Below are 20,141 nucleotides of genomic sequence, written 5' to 3' on the forward strand. Positions count from 1 at the left end.
ACCCGCAGACGTCGTCCGACGCTGCGGGTTTCTTTTTTCATGCCTTACTTCGCCATGATTCTCATGCTCGAAACCTTGCCATCCAGAGTATTGCTCGGACCACCTCGAATAACGCGGTAGGCACCCGCGTCATAGCTCCTTTCGAAGCTGCCAATGACCACCGGCGTAGTAATGTCGCTTATAAAATCAACCCGTGCGTAGCCCTGGTTTTCATTCACATCTTTATTTCCATAGACCATGAAACTGGAGCCTGCCTTGGCTTTAAGAACCTTCGCGGAGCGCGCTTCATCGTTATCACAGTCACCGCCGAAGTTGAATGTCCGGGTAGTCGCAAGGTTCACCGTACACACAACATTCTGAGTGGCGGAATTCCCCTCGTAGAACACCACGCTCGCGTCACGGAAGTCTCCTGGCGCCGGCGTTTTACCTATCGAAATACGCGAGATCTTTCCATCCAGACCGTTATTACGAACATGGGTTACTTTGATATCGGCGCTTTCAAAGTTAGCCTCGAAACTGTCGAGCTTTACTGACTCATTGATCCCGATATCACGCTTCACATCAACAAAGGTGTAATCATCACTTGTATTGCCGCCGGGCGAGTCATAAACACTGAGACGCGTACCTTTGGCGATCCCGCGCAACTCAAGCGAGCGCGCTTCATCGTTCTCACAGCCCCGTGCAGGCAAGCTGAAATCAAGATTCTGCCCCGCCGGAATCACGCAGACAGTGTCGCCGGTTCTATCGGCGCGGTTTTTCTCATAAAAGTAGAAACCACCCTGGGTCAGCGCTGCCGCATAGGGGAACGCATCACCGGTCTGGTTGAAGTCAATCGTCAGGAAGCTCGGTGCCGTGCGCTTGCCCAACGCGCTTGCGCAATGGTTGTCGACCCGACGCTCGAGCCACGTCAGGTTGTTATCCATGTCGCCTGCGTGCGCCGCCGTTGCACCCCAGGAATGAAACTGGTTCATCACGAACAGCCGTGGCCATTTTTCAAATCCGCTCGCCGCTACCGTCGGATAATAATTCGTCCAGCGCGATGGACAGCTCCAGTCATGCTTGAGCGAAGTAATGCCCAAGTCCCAGTAGTTCTGGCTTTCCCACTTGTTATCAAGCAGGACATTGACGGTTTTGCCATTGACCGGATACTCGCCGTCGTGTCGGTCAGTAAGGATCACCAGACGCTTGCCGCTGCCGATCATTTGCTCCAGGGTCGGCCAGGTGGCCGAGTTCTTATGGGCCGCTGGATCAAATACCCAGTCCGCCAGACCCGGTACCTGACTGATCGCGCGAGTCAGGCTGGCCCTTTCCACGCGGGTTTCCAGCAACAGCGTCACCACGGCGTTGGGGTTGCCGCGCAGGAAAGGCAGGAACACGTTGTTCAGTGCATCGGCAAACTTCGTGTTAGTGCTGACATTGCAAGCACCTGGATCTTTCGGGGTATGGCACAGATAAGCATCTGCCTCACCACCCGAAGTACCGGGGTGCAAGTCCAGCATGAAACCACGGACGCCCCGGTTGAGCTGTGTGCGCATGTCATCCAGATAACCATTGTGAGCCGTTACCCACGAATATTCGTTAAAAGGTTTCTCGAAGTTATTGATACCCGGCGCCGTTTCAGCAGCGGACACTAAGGACAACGAACCAACCTGGGCACTCAACAACCCCAGCAACAATACTGTTTTCTTGATAGTAAACATCGTTAAATCTTCCATGATACAAGTCCCGACAACCGAATGACTGCCGGCAACTTATTAACCGAAAAATTAAACGATCCGTATATCGATTATGTAGTTCCGAATGTTGTTATCAGTTGGAAAAACAAAAGTGCGCCCACCAGGGCGCACTTTAGTTAAATACACTAAATTGATCGCCAGCGAACTTCTCCGTTCTCGGCGATAAACTCTTCGACGATATTTTCCCCGTCCAGCTGAATTTTCGCGTACCCATTCAATACCCGCAGCGGATAGTCCGGATCCTTCGCATCTTTCGTCTCCGAAAACAGTACCCGCGAATGCCCGTTCAGCTCGCTGGTGGTGCCATAGGGAATCGCCCCGTGCCCGGCACATCGTGCGTGCAAACCGCCCTGGGGCGCGTAGACGATGCCGTTGTGCAGATGCCCCCAGTACCAGTAATCCGGCTCGCGCCCCAGCGCGTCGCACACCGGTTGATACAGCGCGGTCTTGTTGTGGCCGGTAATGTCGAAGCCCTGATGGTGGCTGAGCACCATGATTTTTTTGCGTTTCGGCAGACCTTTCATCCACTCGATCTGCGGCTTGTTCAGGGTGCCGTCCATGTACAGGTTCATCACGTCAGAGGCATACGCGGTGTCCAGCCCGACGATCAGCCAGTCATCATTGATCAGGGCAAAGTAGCTGGTGCCCTGCTGCCCCGGAAAACGCGCGGCCAGTTCCTTGAAATAACCATGGGCGCCGCTGTACATCTCGTGATTGGAGTTGAGGGTGAACGAGCCGTGGGTGCCCATCGGCCAGCCGGCCATGTCGGTGTCTTCCTGGGAATGTGTACCGGCGTAATAGACATCCCCCAAGTGAATGGTGAAATCGGCATTGGCCAGTTGCATCTGGTTGGCCACCGACACCGCTGGCGCATGGCTGTTGAACGGCCCGGTGCCCCAGTCGCCGGCAATTGCCAGCGTCACTTTGCGGTCCATTTGCACCAGCGCAGGATCAGTGCCGAAGCTCGCGTGATGACGCAGGTTTTCGATCCACTTGAGCAGCGCCTCGCTCCACAACAGATCCAGCAGCTCCCACTTGCGACATCCCAACAGCGTGCCGTCCTTGAGTACCGTGGTCTGCAATTGATCGGGTGATTGCGGTAACGGCGTCGCGTTGCCGATGCGCAGGATCGACAAACCGTGGGACAGCTCCCACGGCACCGCCGGCTCATCGTCCGGCAACTCGCCGTGCTTGAGCACGTACTGCGCCTGATCGTGACCGCGCTGAAGCAACTTGATGATGGCCTGGAACTCCTCGGGATCCAGTTCGCTGATGAGCTTCATCCAGGCCATTTCCACTCGCGTGAACAGGCCGTGCAGACGCACCTTTACCTTGTCGTATTCATGCTTCAGATGACTGACCGCTGACATGGCGTAATCCTCTATCCGTAAGGGTTCACAGGGTTTTCATGAATTCGATCAGCGCGCGCTTGTCGTCGTCCGACAGCGTCGTGCCATACAAGTGACCGGTGTTGTGATTGCCCTCCAGGCGCGTGTCGTACTTGAAGTCCGCCGAGGCTTTGGCCTGTGCGCCGCTGGTCACGAAACCGACGTTGACCGGGTCATAGACATCGGAGCCGGTGACGAACACCTGCGGACGCTTTTCCGGCGGCTGCAGCAAATCCCACAAGGTCGGCACCGAACCGTTGTGCAGGTACGGCGCACGCAGCCAGATCCCGTCGGTGGGCGTGTTGCTGTAGCTCTGGGTCTTGCGGTAGGCGCCAAAATCGAACGGCGGTTTCTTGAAGGTATGGAACGCCGCCACCAGCCCGGTGGTGAACGAGTCCAGCCGATGTGGATCGGTGCCGAGCTGGTCGATGTTGGTGGTGACCTGCCCGGTGTCGGCGCGACCGAAGTCGTGGCAACCGGCGCAATTGGTTTCCCAGATCGGTTTGCCCCGGGCGACCTTGGCCTGATCCAGTGCCCATGGCCACGCCGGCGCCTTGTGCCCGAGCAGCCAGTTGGTCACCCGGTTGAAACTCGGCGGCAGTACCGATTCCGGCGTCGCGCCCACGGCCATGGCAGCGGCGTAGTTGCGCTCGTGGATCTTGTTGTTATTGCCGTCCCAGTGCAGGTACATCGATTCCCGGGGTTTCTGGTTCCACACTTGTGGCAGGTCGACGGTGCCGATGGTCGAGTCATCCGGGAAGCCGAACACCACCATTTTCGTCGGGTTGAAGGTGTCGGTACGCCCCGGCCCCTGTGGCGGCCGCAGCTTCTGCCAGGCGTAGGCCTGTTTCTGCTTGAGCAGCGCGGTCTTGGCCATCGGGATGATCAAATAGCGGTTGTAGATCCGCTCGAAAAAGCCGAGCTGGAACTTGCTGTTGATCGCCGCCATCACCGCGTCGGTGGTGAATTTCGGGTCGCTGGCGCAATCGTAGGCGAACCACTGGAAGGCTTGCAGTTGCAGGGTGTTGGCCGGTGCGCTCGGCACATTCACGGCGACATCGCTGGCATTCGCCCGGTAGGAGCCGGTGTGGCACAGCGCGCAGTTCGGCTCGACGGTCGGGTAGCCGATCTGCCGCTTGGCCATGCCGATCGGCAGGTCCTTGCCGTTCTCGAACAGGAAACCGAAGACTTCCCAGCCGCCGGGTTTCGGCATTTTCTCAGGACACATCTGCGGCAGTACGGAGAACAGGTAATACGGGATCCGCGCTTCGATGCCCAGGCCAATGGCGGCGTACTTGTAGTGATCTTCGTCGGACGCATATTCCTGCTCCGGCACCACGCGCAACATCTGATACCAGGTCTCGTAGCCGATGAACCCGAGCAAAGCGACCACGACCAGCGTGCCGACCTTGAACGCGTGGCTCTGCCAATGCCGCGCCCACGCCGCCCGCCATTCGCGCCAGCCGTCACAGAGCAGCGCCAATGGTCGATTTTCAGGGGTGGTGCCGAGATACAGCAGGATGCCGAGGATCAGGAAAAAACTCAGGTCGCCCATCAGCATCGGGACGAACACCGAGCCCTGGCTGCTGGTGTTGATCAGGTAGATCCAGAACGCCACGGCGATCAGCCGCGTCAGTACACACAACCAGGAATGCACCACGTAGCGCGGCGCGTTGAAGCCCGACGGCATATAGAACACGCTGATGCCCACCAGCAGCATCCCGGCGTTTTCCAGCCACGGGTCGGAGAGTTGCGGCGGCAGGCCGACCACTGATGTCAGCAACCCCGGCGCGAACAGCGCCGGGATCGCGAACACCATGTTCATTGCAATGCCGAGCCAAATGAAACGTTGAAACCAGCGGATGTAGCTGTCCATGTCATCCATTTCCTTGTGCAAACCCGAGAGATGTATTGCCTGACCTGCCGCCTTCGCGAGCAAGCCCGCTCCCACATTGGACTGGGGGGTGTCTGCTGATTTTGTGACGGGCACAAAACCCTGTGGGAGCGGGCTTGCTCGCGAAGCGGACGACTCGATCCGAGATCAACCGAGGGCCGTCTTCTCCAGGTGTTCAAGGATGATCGGATACACATCGACCACCGCGTTCTTGCCGAACATGCAATCGATGTGGCCGTAGCCCGGCACCACATGCCGGCTGTAGCGCTCCGGCCCATGCTTCTCGCAAACCTTCTGATAGGTCTTGAGCGTACTCTCCGGCAAGTAGCACTGGTTTTCCGCGCCGCTGATGAAGCAGATCGGCATGGTCAACCGGTCGAAGTGCGGCATGTACACATCGTTACCCTTGAAATCCACCAGATGCCCTTTGCGCACGATCAGCGCCAGGTGCTCGAAGGTCTCGATGTTCGACTCGCCGAACAGCTCGTGCAGGTTGTCATGCAGCGTCTCGTTGAGAGTGTCGTGGCGGTAAAGCGAGGCATACATGAAGGTGATGCGGTGACACACCGGGTTGGTGCAATACCCCTGGGCCTCGATCCGCGCGTAGCCGTTGAGGGCCTTGTCGTAGAGTTTGTTGAACCAGTTTTCCTTGCTGTCGGCGTAGGCCGTCATCGACTTCACGCCAATCGCATCGAGCATGCCCGGCAGATGCAACCCGGCCTTCAGCCCCGTTGCGGTCGCCACCACCGTGTCGGCGGCAATCTGCGAGCAGACCACCGAACGCACGCCCTGCAAACCGGCGAGCAACGACATGAAGAACGTCGTCGCGCCATAGCAATGCACCACGCATTGCACGTCCTTCGCGCCGGTCTGCTGCTGGATTTGCCCGATGGCGGCTTTGAAGTCGTACTGGGCGATCTGGTCGCCGTTCCATTCCTTCTTGCTCGCCGGCAGCAGGATGCTCACGCGGAAATCCAGCAGCCAAACGTCGTAGTCGTGCTTGCACAGAAATTCGAGAAGGTTGGTCTGGATCGTATCGGTGGAAAAGATGTTCGAGCCCACACCCAATCCATGCACCAGCATCACCGGGCCTTTGCTGCCGGCCTGATAGCGGGTCAGGCGCAACTGCACGCCATCTTCGGTGGAGAAGAAATGCACGGCGGGTGTCGGCGCATCCAGCGGCCGTTTCAAACGTGGCGGCGCATCGGGATTGAAATACTTATCCCCTGCAAACACCCCGCCGTAACTCTCCCAGAGGATCCCGGCGAAGAACTTGCCGAACCGCGCCAGCCCTTCGATGCGCTCACGCTCGTTGCGCGCATTGAGGACTTTCATGGTGGTCATCTGTTTGGCGAAATCTGCCGGTTTGATGTGCATCACCCCGGAGCCGATCACCTCGCCCGTCTTGTCCGGTCCCCTATACAACGTCACGTAAAGGGTGCTGGTGTCATGCCAGATGTTCAGCACGCCGTTGTCTTCCGGCACGGTTTTGAACGCGCTGAAGAAATAGTCGCTGCCATCCTCGGCGGTCAGTTTCATGTCGTATTTCATGTGGCGCGTATCGACCTGCTGCTCGAATTGTTCAAACAGGTTGAACACGCCGTTGCTGGCGGTCAGCGGTTCTGGCGACAGAGCCGGGGCGATCACCGTACCGACGATGGTTGCCGCGTGCTCCGGCTCCTTGATCATCCGGTTGAGGTCGTTGGCGGTGATGGTCAGGGTGAAGTCGATCGGCGAGTTGTCTGCCTCGCCGCGTTTGGCCGCTGCTTCGTAGACCTTGAGATCAGTGCTCTGCGCGGCGGTGAAGGCCCGGGAGAAGTAGCCCTTCATGGTTTCGGTGAACTGCACGCCAAGGGTTGGCGGCGCGGTCTGTTTACGCGGCGCCGACGGCAGCGTGTAGTCGATCTTCCAGCCCCGGTCGGCCGCCAGCAGGCCCATGTTGCGCTCGCTGACGGCGGAGATGGTCAGCAGCGGATTGACCGCCAATGAGGTCGGAATCACCGCACCGTCGGTCACGTACAGGTTGGCGTAGACATCGGTGCCACTGGCGCCACTGAACACCTGGCCCTTGTGGTTGACCACACCCTGCGCGGCGTCTTCACCCATCACGCAACCGCCCAGCGGATGCACCGAGACGATGCTGTGCTTGAGCAGCTTGGTCCAGATCGGGTTTTCAACCCAGATCCCGCCCAGTGCCTTGGTGCTCTGGTGCAGGCGTTCGTTGCCGATCTTGAAGTTTTCCTGCTCGCCGACGCCCGGCCAGTCGATGCGCAGTTGATCCTTGTTGTCGAGGACCATGCGCCCCTGGCCGCTGTCGTGGCTCATGATCAGGTACGTCTGCATGTTGTGCAGCGCGCCATAGTACGGGCCGCGCAGGAAGCTTTCGGCCTCGCGCTCCTTGTACTTCACTTTGCCGCTGAAACTGTCGTCGGTGGGTACGCCGATCATCTCGGCGAACCCGGCCATCGCCGGCACCATCGGCCGCCCGAGGGCGCCGGGAATGGAGCCTTCCTCGATGACCATGCGACTGCGCCAGTCGCCTTCGGTGCGCATGTCGATGATCGAGGTGATGCACGGGCCGACCGGTTTCATTTCCTTGGCCGGGTGCGTGCCGAAACCGATGCCGTTGATGGTCTGCTCGCAGTTGTGGCCGAAGCCGAGGATGTCGCCGTTGCCGCTCATGTTCTCGCCGAGCTGCCCGGACATTGAAAGGCCCTTGTCCCGCGAACGCAGCAGAATTTCGGTGGAACCGAGGGTGCCGGCGGACACCACGACGATGTCGGCTTTCACGAACAGCGTCGGCGCGTCGAACTTCTCGCGACCACTGTCCAGGTATTGAAAGTGCACGATCCAGCCATTGCCGTCACGCTCCAGATGCCGCACCTGGGCCTGGCAGAAAATTTCCGCGCCGTGATTGGTGGCGTCCGGCAAATAGTTCATCAGCGTGGTGTTCTTGGCCTTGTTGTTACAGCCCGAAACGCAGTCGCCGCAGTGGTTGCACGGCAGTTGCTCGACACCCACGTGGTTGAGGTTGTTCGGCAGTTTGTCGAAGGTCACATTGATCGGCGGCTTGTAAAAATGCGCGCCTTGTTTGAGGAAATCCGCGGATTTTTTGTTGGCGTCGAGCTTGGGCAAATTCGGCGCGGTATTGGGGTAAGGGTTGGGTTTGAGCATTTCCCGGGCTCGCGCATAGCCTTCCTTGAGCAGGGTGTCGCGGTGTTCGCGCACCTCCTGTGGCCAGCGCGGGTCGTCGAACACTCCGGGTTCGGGCTCCAGAGAAACGTTGGCGTTGATCAGCGACGTGCCACCCAGGCCACAGCCGATCACTACGTTCTGCTGCGCGTTGACGTGCAGATCGAACAACCCGGTGCGCGAGCCGATATGGCCGTCCGGATCGTGTACCTGCAACTCTTCAGTCGCGGCGATCATGGTGTTGGGATATTCACCGGGCTGGATTTCCCGACCGCGTTCCAGCAGACACACCTTTTTGCCGGCCCGGGACAAGCGCGAAGCGGCAATACCGCCGCCATACCCGGAGCCGATGACGATCACGTCGTAGTGTTCTTTGATTTCGCTGATGGGCGTTGCGATCCGTGTCATGAGGTGGTTCCTCTCTCAGGCAGATGGGGCAACTCTGCGGTTGCCTGCAATCAATGGGCGAACGGGCACCTGGCCTCCGGTTTCGGCGGCAGTACAGCGATGTGGGCGATATCGACTCGCTAGAGACGTGCGTGCTGATTGGCGGCACGACGCAAGGTGCGTTTGCGCGGCGTCGGAGCCGACTGCGCGCGGAGCATGCGGGGATTGAGGGGTGAGCGATGTGGCTGGGTATCCATCACGCGTTCTCCCTGAACCAGATGTGGATAAGTGACGGCGATCCTTGTGCCATTGGAGTGAAGACAGCGGCCGGATTGAAGTCAAGGCAAGCTCTTAGAACTGTATGAAATCTGATCAATTGCCGTTTGGACTATAGCCGGCGGGGCTTGCAGGGTTTGGCGAACAAGTTATCCACATAGCCACCCACAGCAAATGGGGACAACTGTGGATGACCCGGAAAAATATCGACGGTTTTGTGAAGAAATACCGTGACTTATCCAGAAGCAGGGTTTCCGGTGACGATTGTCTGTTTTTTGATCAACACCCTGAAGAGCACGGAATACATGGCTTTCAGAGGATGGCGAACACCTTATCCACAGAAGCGCCAACAGAGTTCGGGGGTAACTTGGCGGATGCTGTGGAAAAGCGCTGGAGGCCTTGATAAATCTTGGTTTTCGAGTGGATCGGTGGGTTGAAACGCTGAAATGATCGTTTTTTGATCAAGCCCTCGTAAGCCACGTTTTACATGGCTTGCAGCGGATAGCGAACATCTTATCCACAGAAGCGCCAACAGAGATTGGGGGCAAGTTGGGGAGTTGTCCTGGGGAAAAACTCAGAAAAAACCGCGAGTTAGGCTGGTTGTTTTTTGATCTTAGGGCTGGAGGGCTTGATTGGTATGGGGTTCGGAGAGGGGCGAACATGTTATCCACAGAGTGGTTAACAGGGATTGTGGGTAAACAGCCCTCCCTCACCCCAGCCCTCTCCCGGGGGGAGAGGGAGCCTACGGTGGTGATCTTGCGGGATACATCGACCTGAACGATCACAGTGACCTCTGGTTTGATCAAACTGCGGCAAGACAATGCGATTGATGCTTGGCGAACCAAGGTCACCGCTGAAGTCGCAGGTCGATGTAAGAGGCCGGCCCAACTCGGTCAGTCCCCTCTCCCCTTGGGAGAGGGCCAGGGTGAGGGGCTTTGGCTTTTAGCGGACAACACCTTCTTCAATCAGCAACTTCAAAATCGCTTCCGCACCAGCCTGCGCCGTCACACCTTTAAGCACCTGCCCCCCACCCCCACTCGCCTTGGCCGTCGCCGCCTTCATCCGGTCCGCCCCGCTCTTGGCCTTGATCACTTTCAACCGTTTCGGCCGGGGCTTGGCCGGTTGCAGGGTCGACACCGCAAGCAATTCGTCATCCACCACTTCCACATCTTTTGCCTGAAGAACGCCACGCCGCGCCGGCCCGTAAGCGCTTTGCCGAGGTTTGGGCGCGGCGTTATCCACAGTCGCCAGAAACGGCAAGCGAACCTTCAACCGGCGCCGCTGCCCACGGGGCAACGCCTGCAACACCAGCGCCGAACCGTCGTTGATCGACTCGACCTGCGCCAACCCCACCACCAGCGGCCAGCCCAGGCCTTCGGCCAGCAGGAACGGCAGCATCCCCGAGCCTTCGCCGGTTTCCGCCTGGCTGCCGGTCAACACGACCTGGGCACCGGCATCACGCAGATAGTCGGTCAACGCCGGCAACGCGTCGGCGCCAGCCGGTTGTTCCAGCACATGCATCTGTGTAAGTCCCATGCCCAGATAAGCGCGCAGAGCAGGTTCGCCAATGTCCCCGGCATGCAGCACTTGCAGGTTATCCCCCGCCAGTTGCAGACCGAGTTCCACCGCACGGGCGTCCTGTTCGGCGCGGCGCGGGCGGCCGGAGGTCGGGTGGGCGCCGATTGAAACCAGACTGATGATCTTTGTGCTCATAACCGTTCCTTAAGCCGCATCGCGCTTGGCTTCGTTGCGGTAAGCCTCTACCGCTGCGATCAAGGCCTGAAGAATTTCTGCGCTTTCGCCGATCACCGACAGATCGGCGCGCTTGATCATGTCGCAACCCGGATCGAGGTTGATCGCCACCACCTTGTCGCAGGCACCGATGCCTTGCAGGTGCTGGATCGCCCCGGAAATCCCCACGGCCACGTAAACCCGTGCCGTAACCCAGGTGCCGGACGCGCCGACCTGGCGGTCGCGGGTCATGAAGCCGTCGTCCACGGCCACCCGCGAGGCGCCTTCGGTGGCACCAAGGGCGGCGGCGGTCCTGTGGAAAAGCTCCCAGTCCTTGACCCCGTTGCCGCCGGAGAAAATGAACTCGGCTTCCGCCATCGGAATCGCCGCCGGGTCCACCGCTACGGCACCCAGATCCTCGATCCGCGACAAGCTGCGCGCCACGGGTGTGGATAACTCCACCGGCAGCGCTTCGTGACGGGTTTCGCTGACCGGTTCGGCGCATTCGGCGGACGCCAGAATCAGCCGTGCGACCGGACGGGCAAGATCCTGCAAGCCTGCACCGGCGCGGCCGATGCACTCCTGATCCTTGACCTGCCACACCCGTGTGGCCGGGCGCTCGCCCAATGCAGCGGCAAAGCGCCGACCGAGTTCACCGCCACCGCTGCGACTGTCTGGCAGCAGCCAGTGACGCGGGTTGAATTGGTTATCCACAGCCCGCAGGCCCTGGATCCGTTGCTCCGGTGCATAACCGCTGAATTCTTCGCCTTCCAGCACCAGCAAGCGGTCAACGCCCGCCGTGGCGAAAGCGTTTTCCTTGTGCTCGCCGAACACCACGGCCAGCACCGCGCCGTCGCTGCCGGCCAGTTGATGGGCCAGGCCAAGCAAGTCGCGGTCGTGGCTGCTCAGGCGGCCGCCGACCATGTCCGGCACCACGCTGATATAGAACGCCGGGGCCGGCACCTGGTGCAGCGGCAATTGCACTTCGACCGCTGCCGAGCGTTTGACCGCCCCGCCCTGCTGGGCGCCGCTGCGGTCAATGCGCTTGATGCCGTTCGGTCCGATGAAGCCGATGCCGTGCAGGTTCTTGCGAATGATCCCGTTGGGGCCCATCCAGCTGTGTTGCGCCGGTTGCATGGCCGCGTGCAGCGGGTGCAGGCGGTTGCGTGCGATCCATTCGGCGCGGGGGTCGCGGCGGATAATGTCGCTCATCAGTGGGCCTCCGCAGGTTCACGTTTGGCCGGAGTGGCAGGCTTGTTCGGCGCGGCGTCTTCAAGCAGCGCATCGGCCACCAGCTCGGCGATGTCCTTGATCAGGGGACGCGGTTCGACCACGCCTTCGAGCATCGCCGTGCACTGTGGACAACCCACGGCCACCAGTTCGGCACCGGTCTCGCGGATGTCTTCCATGCGCATGTCGGGGATCCGCTGCTTGCCCGGAATGTCGGTGATCGGCGCCCCGCCACCACCGCCGCAGCAGCGAGAGCGGAAGCCGGAACGTTGCATTTCCTTGATCTCGATACCGAGGGCGCGCAGCACTTCACGCGGCGCCTCGTACTCGCCGTTATAGCGGCCGAGGTAGCACGGATCGTGATAGGTCACGCTGTTGCCTTTGTGCTGACCGAGGTTCAGCGCTCCGGCCTGGATGATTTCCGCCATATAAGTGCTGTGGTGCTGCACGAGGTAGTTGCCATCGAACGCGCCGTACTCGTTTTTCAGCACGTGGAAGCTGTGCGGATCGCAGGTGACGATGCGGTTGAAGCTGTATTTGGCCAGGGTCTGGATATTGCGCTTGGCGAGCAACTGGAAAGTCGCTTCATCACCCAGACGTCGGGCCACGTCACCGCTGTCGCGCTCTTCGAGTCCGAGCACCGCGAAGTCGACTTTGGCCGCTTTCAGCACTTTGACGAAAGCACGCAGGGTGCGCTGGTTGCGCATGTCGAAGGCGCCGTCGCCGACCCAGAACAGCACGTCGGTGGACTGCTTTTCGCTGAGCAGGTTGAGGTTCAGGTCCGCCGCCCAGTTCATCCGCCCGCCCGGGGCGAAACCGCCAGGGTTGTCGGTGGCAATCAGGTTTTCCAGGACTTCGGCGCCCTTGTTCGGGGTCGCGCCTTTTTCCAGGGTCAGGTGACGGCGCATGTCGACGATGGCATCGACGTGCTCGATCATCATCGGGCATTCCTCGACGCAGGCGCGGCAAGTGGTGCACGACCACAGGGTTTCGGCATCCACCAGACCGTTGACGATCGGTTGATGCGGATTGCCGCTGTGTTCGCCGATCGGTTTGCCGGGATAAGGGCTGCCGGCGAACTTGGCATCGGTGCCGCCGGCGAGGCCGACGACCATGTCCTGAATCAGCTTTTTCGGATTCAACGGCTGGCCGGCGGCGAACGCCGGGCACGCGGCTTCGCACTTGCCGCACTGCACGCAGGCATCGAAACCGAGCAACTGGTTCCAGGTGAAATCCTTGGGTTTTTCCACACCCAGCGGCGCGGTCGGATCATTCAGGTCCAGCGGTTTCAAACCGGTGGAACGACCACCACCAAAACGTTCGGCGCGACGGTGCCAGGCCAGGTGCAACGCACCGGCGAAGGCGTGCTTCATCGGGCCGCCCCAGGTCATGCCGAAGAACAGCTCCGACACGCCCCACAGCACGCCGATCCCGAGAATCGCTGCGAGCACCCAGCCACCGAAGTTCTCCGGCAGGATCCCGGCCACCGGCAAGGTCACCAGGAAGAACGAGGCCGAGAACGCCAGCAGGCTTTTCGGCAGCCGCATCCACGGGCCTTTCGACAGCCGTGACGGCGGGTTGAGCCGACGCCGATAAACGAAGATTGCCCCGACGAACATCACCGCCGTCATCAGCAGCAACGCATAGCCGAGGAGGCGGTTATGCAGGCCGAAACCGTGGACCAGAATCGCCAGCACGATCGACGCCACCGCCCCGCCCGCCGTGGCGACGTGGGTGTTGGCGATGTATTTGTCCCGCGCCACCACGTGGTGCAGATCGACCATGTAACGCTTGGGCATGGCGAACAGGCCGCCGATCAGATCGACCTTCGAGGCCCGGCCCCGGCGCCACATGGCCACCCGCCGCAACGCCCCCAGCACCGCGAGGGCCAGGGCTGCGAACAACAGGATTGGAAGAAGGGTGTTCAACATAGGTGTTGCTCCCAAAGACCTCGGGTCTTGCAGGTCGAGATGCCTTACTCGGTCACTGTGGGAGCGGGCTTGCCCGCGAATGCATTCTGTCAGTCACATATTCATCGACTGACCCACCGCTATCGCGGGCAAGCCCGCTCCCACAGGGTCTTGTGCAAGCTTTTAGAAATCCTTGCAGAGGCGCAGGGCGTCGTAGATGGCGGCGTGTGTATTACGCTGCGCCACGCAGTCACCGATGCGGAACAGCAGGTAACCGTCGCCGTTGCTGCTCAACGAAGGTTGCGGCTGGATCGCGAACAGCGCCTCGACATCGATCTGGCCCTTGTTGCGCGAGCCGTCCTTGAGGGCGTAGTAGATTTCTTCGTCCGGGCGCACGCCGTTCTCGACCACCACCTGATCCACCACTCGCTCCTCTTTGGCGCCGGTGTATTCGTTCTCCAGCACGGCGACGAGCTTGTCGCCTTCGCGGTAGACCTTCTCCAGCATCATGTCGCCGGTCATGATCACTTCTTTCGGGTACATGCTGCGGTAGTAAGTCGGGAACGACGTACCACCGATGGCCACGCCCGGCTTGATGTCGTCGGTGACGATCTCGACCTGGCTGCCCTTGTCGGCGAGGAAGTCGGCCACCGACATCCCGGTGAACTCGCAAATGGTGTCGTAGACCAGCACGTTCTTGCCCGGCGCGACTTTGCCGTCAAGCACGTCCCAGCTGCTGACCACCAGCCCTTCGGCGGCGCCCCAGTGTTCGTTCTGTTCCAGGTACGGGTGACCGCCAACCGCCAGCACCACGATGTCCGGACGCAGATCCATGATGGTGTCGGCATCCGCTGCAGTGCCCAGACGCAGGTCGACTTTCAGTCGCGCCAGTTCCAGCTGGAACCAGCGGGTGATGCCGGCGATCTGGTCACGCTGCGGCGCTTTCGAAGCCGTGGTGATCTGGCCACCGATGAATTCCTTCTTCTCGAACAGGGTCACGTCGTGGCCACGTTCGGCTGCCACGCGGGCAGCTTCCATCCCCGCCGGACCGGCACCGACGATCACCACCTTGCGTTTCGGCCCGGTGGATTTTTCGATGATGTGCGGCACGCCCATGTATTCACGGGAGGTCGCGGCGTTCTGGATACACAGCACGTCCAGACCTTGATACTGACGGTCGATGCAGTAGTTGGCGCCGACGCACTGCTTGATCTGGTCGATCTGGCCCATCTTGATCTTGGCGATCAGGTGCGGGTCGGCGATGTGGGCGCGGGTCATGCCGACCATGTCGACGTAACCGCCCTCCAGAATCCGCGTGGCCTGGTTCGGGTCCTTGATGTTCTGCGCGTGCAGCACCGGAACCTTGACCACTTCCTTGATCCCGGCCGCCAGGTGCAGGAACGGCTCCGGTGGATAACTCATGTTCGGAATCACGTTGGCCAGGGTGTTGTGGGTGTCGCAACCCGAGCCGACGACGCCGATGAAATCGAGCATGCCGGTGTCGTCGTAATACTTGGCGATCTGCTTCATGTCTTCGTGGGACAGACCGTCCGGGTGGAACTCGTCACCGCAGATGCGCATGCCGACACAGAAATCGTCACCGACTTCGGCGCGTACGGCTTTCAACACTTCCAGACCGAACTTCATCCGGCCTTCAAAGGTGCCGCCCCATTCGTCGGTACGCTTGTTGACCCGCGGGCTCCAGAACTGGTCGATCATGTGCTGGTGCACCGCCGACAGTTCGACGCCGTCCAGACCACCGGCCTTGGCACGGCGCGCCGCTTGCGCGTAGTTGCCGATCACCCGCCAGATTTCTTCCGGCTCGATGGTCTTGCAGGTGGCGCGGTGCACCGGTTCGCGGATGCCCGACGGCGACATCAGGGTCGGCCAGTGGAAACCGTCCCAACGGGAGCGACGGCCCATGTGGGTAATCTGGATCATGATCTTGGCGCCATGCTTGTGCATGGCGTCGGCGAGATTCTGGAAGTGCGGGATGATCCGGTCGGTGGACAGGTTCACCGAACTCCACCATTGCTGCGGGCTGTCGATCGCCACCACGGACGAACCGCCACAGATCGCCAGGCCGATGCCGCCCTTGGCTTTCTCTTCGTAATACTTGACGTACCGTTCGGTGGTCATGCCGCCGTCGGTCGCGTAGACCTCGGCGTGCGCGGTGCTGAGCACGCGGTTGCGGATGGTCAGTTTGCCGATCTGGATCGGCTGGAACATTGCTTCGAAAGCCATGGCGGGTTCCTCGACTTACAACGGCTTGACGGTGAACAGGCCGTCATCGTGGCCTTCTTCGGAGCCACCGTAGACCTGCTCGGCCACAGTGCGGATCTTGCTGCCGCGCGCGGCGAGGATCTGATCCATCGCGCCGGCAAACCAGCCGGTGAACATGTAGTCGACCTTGCGCCCGACCTTGCCGTAGACGTAGACGAACGCCGAGTGTTCGAGCTTGACGCTGGCGGTGCCCTTGTCGAGGTCGATGTCCTGGATCTTGAACAGGCCCCAGCCGCGCTGCGACAGGCGCTTCATGTAGTGCTCGAACACCGCGACGCCTTCCAGGCCGTGGCATTCGGCTTCTTTTTCACACCAGTGCCAGGCGGATTTGTAGCCGGCCTTGTAGAGGATCTCGGCATAGGCGTCGGCGCCCAGCACTTCCTCGATGCCCATGTGGTTGTTGACGAAGAAGTGGCGCGGCACGTACAGCATCGGCAGGGCGTCGGAGGTCCAGACACCGGTCTCGCTGTCGACTTCGATTGGCAATTGCGGGGCGATCTTGGCCATGGAAACTTAACTCCAGAAAAATTTGGGTGTTGCCCCCGGCGCGGACGGCCGGGGGAAAGTATTCGGGAAGCGGCGGCTTATTCGCCCCAGACGTCTTTCAGGACGTTGACCCAGTTCTCGCCCATGATCTTGCGCACGACTCGCTCGGAGTGGCCGCGCTTGAGCAGGGTTTCGGTGAGGTTCGGGAACTCGCCGACGGTGCGGATGCCCAGCGGGTTGATGATCTTGCCGAAGTTGGTCAGACGGCGGGCGTAGCCCTTGTCGTGGGTCAGGTATTCGAAGAAGTCCTGGCCGTGACCCTGAGTGAAGTCGGTACCGATGCCGATGGCGTCTTCGCCCACGATATTCATGGTGTATTCGATGGCTTCGGCGTAATCGTCGATGGTCGAATCGATGCCCTTGGCCAGGAACGGCGCGAACATGGTCACGCCGACGAAACCGCCGTGGTCAGCAATAAACTTAAGCTCTTCATCGGACTTGTTGCGCGGGTGCTCTTTCAGCCCCGACGGCAGGCAGTGGGAATAGCAGACCGGTTTTTTCGATTCGAGGATGACTTCCTCGGAAGTCTTGGAGCCGACGTGGGACAGGTCGCACATGACGCCGACACGGTTCATCTCGGCAACGATTTCGCGACCGAAGCCCGACAGGCCGCCGTCACGCTCGTAGCAACCGGTGCCCACCAGGTTCTGGGTGTTGTAGCACATCTGCACGATGCCGACGCCGAGCTGCTTGAACACCTCGACGTAGCCGATCTGGTCTTCGAACGCATGGGCGTTCTGGAAGCCGAAGAGGATGCCGGTCTTGCCCTGCTCCTTGGCCTTGCGGATGTCGGCGGTGGTGCGGACGGGGATCACCAGGTCGCTGTTTTCGCGGATCAGCTTCTGGCTGGCAGCGATATTGTTGACCGTGGCCTGAAAGCCCTCCCACACCGACACAGTGCAGTTGGCCGCCGTCAGACCGCCCTTGCGCATGTCTTCGAACAGCTCGCGGTTCCATTTGGCAATGATCAGACCGTCGATAACGATGCTGTCGGCGTGTAATTCGGCTGGGCTCATCAGGCGTCCCCTTATTGGCGATTCATGCGCCGAATCGTCTGCCGGCGCTTTGGGGCCAGCATATGCCTCGGTGCGCGACCAGCCGGGTGCAAAAACGACAGGGGAATTGCCGAAAGCGTCAATCCGCGACAAAGGGTCGCCAACCGGTCCGACCAGCCACCTGTTCAAGCCCGCAAGCTTGAGCCAGAATCTGCCGCATCTTGGATACACCACTGGATTAGAGCGGCGACATCAATGAAATCGATCTTCCTGGCTTTGGCACTGATTGCGACCGGCGTACACGCCGCCGAAGAGTCCGACAACAACCCGTGCGACGCGGTGGAAAACGACGTCCAGACCCTGGAATGCTCGACCTACAGCCGCACCACCGCCGAAGACCTGCTCCAGGACAACTTCAAAAGCCTGAACGAGCGCATGCAATCGACCTACGGCAAGAACCCTGCGCAACTGGCCGACATCACCACCAAACTCAAGACCGCCCAGCAACAATGGCTGAAAACCCGCGACGCCGACTGCGCCGTCGAAGCCTTCCCGGCGACGGACGGCAGCAAGGCGTTCAAGATTGCGCAGAATGATTGCGTGGCGCGGATGAGTGACGAGCGGTCGGAGTTTTTGGAGTCGATTGGGCAGGAATAAGTCAAAGATGGAAAGCATGATTCCCCACGATGTCGTTAGCCGCATCGTTGATGGCGCCCTCCCGGTTCGCGCCTGGCGCGAACATCTCAACCTGACCCAGGAAGAAGTGGCGAAGCGCATGGGCATTTCGCAGCCGGCTTTTGCCCAGCAGGAAACCGTTGCGAAGCCGCGCAAGGCCACTCGCGAGAAGATTGCAGCGGCATTTGGCATCACCGCCAACCAGCTTGAGCTGTAAGCTGCACCTCATCAGCCAATCAAGGGATTCACATGAACATCTGCGGTATCGAAATCAAAGGCAGTGAAGCGATCATCGCCGTGGCGTCCCTCAACGGTTCGGTGCTGAGCCATGTCGCACTGAGCACCAAGAAAATCACGCTGGACGATGACGACGAGGCGGCCAACGTGAAGCTGTTCGCGGCTCAGGTGGCGTCGTTTGTGCGCGAGAACTCGATTGATCGCATCGCGATCAAGAAGCGCAGCAAAAAGGGTGAGTTTGCCGGTGGGCCGACCACGTTCAAGATCGAGTGTGTGTTTCAGTTGCTGGACGCTTGTGAGGTGACGCTGCTGTCGCCGCAGACGATCAATGCCCAGGCCAAAAAGCACAATTTCGAGCTGCCGGGGACGCTGAACAAGTATCAGCATGAAGCCTACAAGGCAGCGTGCTCGGCATTGATGAAGAAGTAACTAGCCTGCTTTACGCGCGCTCAGCCAGTCGCCGAAGGACTTGTCTTCCAGCGCATAGCCACCACGGCTCGACTTCCACACCAGCTCCTTGTCCCGCAGGGCATCGATACAGGCCTGAATGGTCTGGGTGCCCGGCACCACGTCGCTGCCCAGATTTTCCAGCGCCTTGCTGACCGCCATGAGCGTGCTGTCGGTGAACGGCGCAAATGGCTCGTTGTTTCGTGAGCGCTCCACCATCACTTCCAGCACGGCGCGCTGAGGAATTGTCAGGTTGTTCCAGGCGCTCTCGAACTCGGTCCACACGCCTGCGCGCAACAATTCGGCACGGCTCTGCAGCAGTTGGCCCAGATTACTGGCCTCGCCCAGCTCCAGTGCCACTTCACCAATGATGGTGCGCAACATTTCCGGGCGTCGTCCCACCAATTCAAAGGCGTCGTCGATATCGGCAGCACTGAACTGGTTGGTCTCGGCCAGATGGGCGTTGAGGTGCAAGGTGTACGCCTGGGTGAACTCTTTTCCCAACAACGGAAAGGGCGTGATGCTCGAGCCGAAGAACGGTTGGCTCTTGCCCAGCACCAGGTGGGCGAGTTTGTCGCGATTGGAACCGGTGAACACCAGATGCAAACCGCTGCCCTCGCCTTCACGTCCCTGGTTGAGTTGATCCCGTGCAGCCTTCAGGGCAAACATCGCGTTGATGCCCGCTGCGGTGGTGAGGGCGTGCTGGGCCTCGTCGATCACCAGCACCACGGGTTTTTCGGCGGCGCTGTGAAGCAGTTCCAGCGCTTGAGTCAGGGTCGCGCCCGCCGGCAGCTGCGGCTTGGTGAAATCCCAGGACAAGGTACGCAGAAAGCTGAGTTTTTCGATTCCGATGTTCTTTGCCAGTTTGCGGATGCCCTTTTCAAAGGGGACCAACGCACCTGCAATGGCACTGGCGATCAAATCAGCAGGGTCTTTTTCCTTGTCGGCCCACAGGTCGACGTAAACCGCCAGCCAGCCTCGAGACTGGCATTCCGGGATCAGATCCTCCCGCAGGAAGGTACTTTTGCCTGTGCGACGCGGTGCTGCCAGAAAAAGGCCTGAGGTGAAATCCTGCAGACCTGCTCCCACCAGACCATCGGCAACGCTGCGGGCCAGAGCAGGGCGGCGGAAAACGAAGCCGTTGTTTCGGGACATGGTTTTACACTCAATTATTCAAACGACTGTAATTTATACCACCAAGTATAATTAACTAT

Annotated in this window: 13 protein-coding genes and 1 pseudogene; 3 read left to right on the plus strand and 11 right to left on the minus strand. The window is 60.2% G+C overall.

All coding sequences use genetic code 11. The features are described from left to right. Window positions 1-44: 44 nt before the first annotated feature. The 10 genes from ACW9HX_RS05490 to ACW9HX_RS05535 form a co-directional block, all read right to left on the minus strand. Window positions 45-1,715, minus strand: a complete 1,671-nt coding sequence (locus ACW9HX_RS05490) for a hypothetical protein (RefSeq protein WP_457379791.1) — start codon at window positions 1,713-1,715, stop codon at window positions 45-47. 146 nt (window positions 1,716-1,861) lie between these two features. Further along, on the minus strand, window positions 1,862-3,106 hold the full coding sequence (locus ACW9HX_RS05495) for a metallophosphoesterase family protein (protein ID WP_457379792.1): 1,245 nt from the start codon (window positions 3,104-3,106) through the stop codon (window positions 1,862-1,864). Window positions 3,107-3,131: 25 nt separating this feature from the next. Continuing rightward, window positions 3,132-5,000: a c-type cytochrome gene (locus ACW9HX_RS05500; RefSeq protein ID WP_457379793.1), complete on the minus strand. Its 1,869-nt coding sequence runs from the start codon at window positions 4,998-5,000 to the stop codon at window positions 3,132-3,134. 165 nt (window positions 5,001-5,165) lie between these two features. Beyond that, window positions 5,166-8,618 carry an alpha/beta fold hydrolase gene (locus tag ACW9HX_RS05505; RefSeq protein WP_457379794.1) on the minus strand — a complete coding sequence of 1,151 codons (3,453 nt, stop codon included), beginning with the start codon at window positions 8,616-8,618 and terminating at the stop codon, window positions 5,166-5,168. A gap of 1,197 nt (window positions 8,619-9,815) precedes the next feature. Then, window positions 9,816-10,586 carry an electron transfer flavoprotein subunit beta gene (gene etfB, locus ACW9HX_RS05510; RefSeq protein WP_457379795.1) on the minus strand — a complete coding sequence of 257 codons (771 nt, stop codon included), beginning with the start codon at window positions 10,584-10,586 and terminating at the stop codon, window positions 9,816-9,818. 9 nt (window positions 10,587-10,595) lie between these two features. Continuing rightward, window positions 10,596-11,816, minus strand: a complete 1,221-nt coding sequence (gene etfA, locus ACW9HX_RS05515; RefSeq protein ID WP_114885994.1) for an electron transfer flavoprotein subunit alpha — start codon at window positions 11,814-11,816, stop codon at window positions 10,596-10,598. Next, a complete protein-coding gene (gene dgcB, locus ACW9HX_RS05520; RefSeq protein WP_457379796.1) occupies window positions 11,816-13,765 on the minus strand; it encodes a dimethylglycine demethylation protein DgcB in 1,950 nt (649 codons plus the stop codon). The genes etfA and dgcB overlap by 1 nt, the downstream gene beginning before the upstream one ends. A 162-nt stretch (window positions 13,766-13,927) precedes the next feature. Continuing rightward, window positions 13,928-15,988 carry a dimethylglycine demethylation protein DgcA gene (gene dgcA, locus ACW9HX_RS05525; protein ID WP_007959780.1) on the minus strand — a complete coding sequence of 687 codons (2,061 nt, stop codon included), beginning with the start codon at window positions 15,986-15,988 and terminating at the stop codon, window positions 13,928-13,930. 15 nt (window positions 15,989-16,003) lie between these two features. Further along, complete coding sequence (locus ACW9HX_RS05530; protein ID WP_007926354.1) at window positions 16,004-16,534, minus strand: DUF5943 domain-containing protein; 531 nt, start codon at window positions 16,532-16,534, stop codon at window positions 16,004-16,006. Between the two features lie 77 nt (window positions 16,535-16,611). Next, a complete protein-coding gene (locus tag ACW9HX_RS05535; protein WP_007959776.1) occupies window positions 16,612-17,589 on the minus strand; it encodes a dipeptidase in 978 nt (325 codons plus the stop codon). Between the two features lie 234 nt (window positions 17,590-17,823). Between ACW9HX_RS05535 and ACW9HX_RS05540 the strand changes: the two genes are divergently transcribed. From ACW9HX_RS05540 to ACW9HX_RS05550, 3 genes and pseudogenes are all read left to right on the plus strand, one after another. Continuing rightward, on the plus strand, window positions 17,824-18,225 hold the full coding sequence (locus tag ACW9HX_RS05540; RefSeq protein WP_457379797.1) for a lysozyme inhibitor LprI family protein: 402 nt from the start codon (window positions 17,824-17,826) through the stop codon (window positions 18,223-18,225). A gap of 16 nt (window positions 18,226-18,241) precedes the next feature. Next, a pseudogene (locus ACW9HX_RS05545) lies at window positions 18,242-18,460 on the plus strand (helix-turn-helix domain-containing protein); the annotation flags it as partial. Between the two features lie 32 nt (window positions 18,461-18,492). Next, window positions 18,493-18,909: a DUF3010 family protein gene (locus ACW9HX_RS05550; RefSeq protein WP_457379798.1), complete on the plus strand. Its 417-nt coding sequence runs from the start codon at window positions 18,493-18,495 to the stop codon at window positions 18,907-18,909. Here the strand turns inward: ACW9HX_RS05550 and ACW9HX_RS05555 are convergent, their stop codons facing one another. Beyond that, a complete protein-coding gene (locus tag ACW9HX_RS05555; protein WP_457379799.1) occupies window positions 18,910-20,082 on the minus strand; it encodes a hypothetical protein in 1,173 nt (390 codons plus the stop codon). Window positions 20,083-20,141 lie beyond the last annotated feature (59 nt).

The organism is Pseudomonas sp. SDO52101_S400 (genome assembly GCF_054071635.1).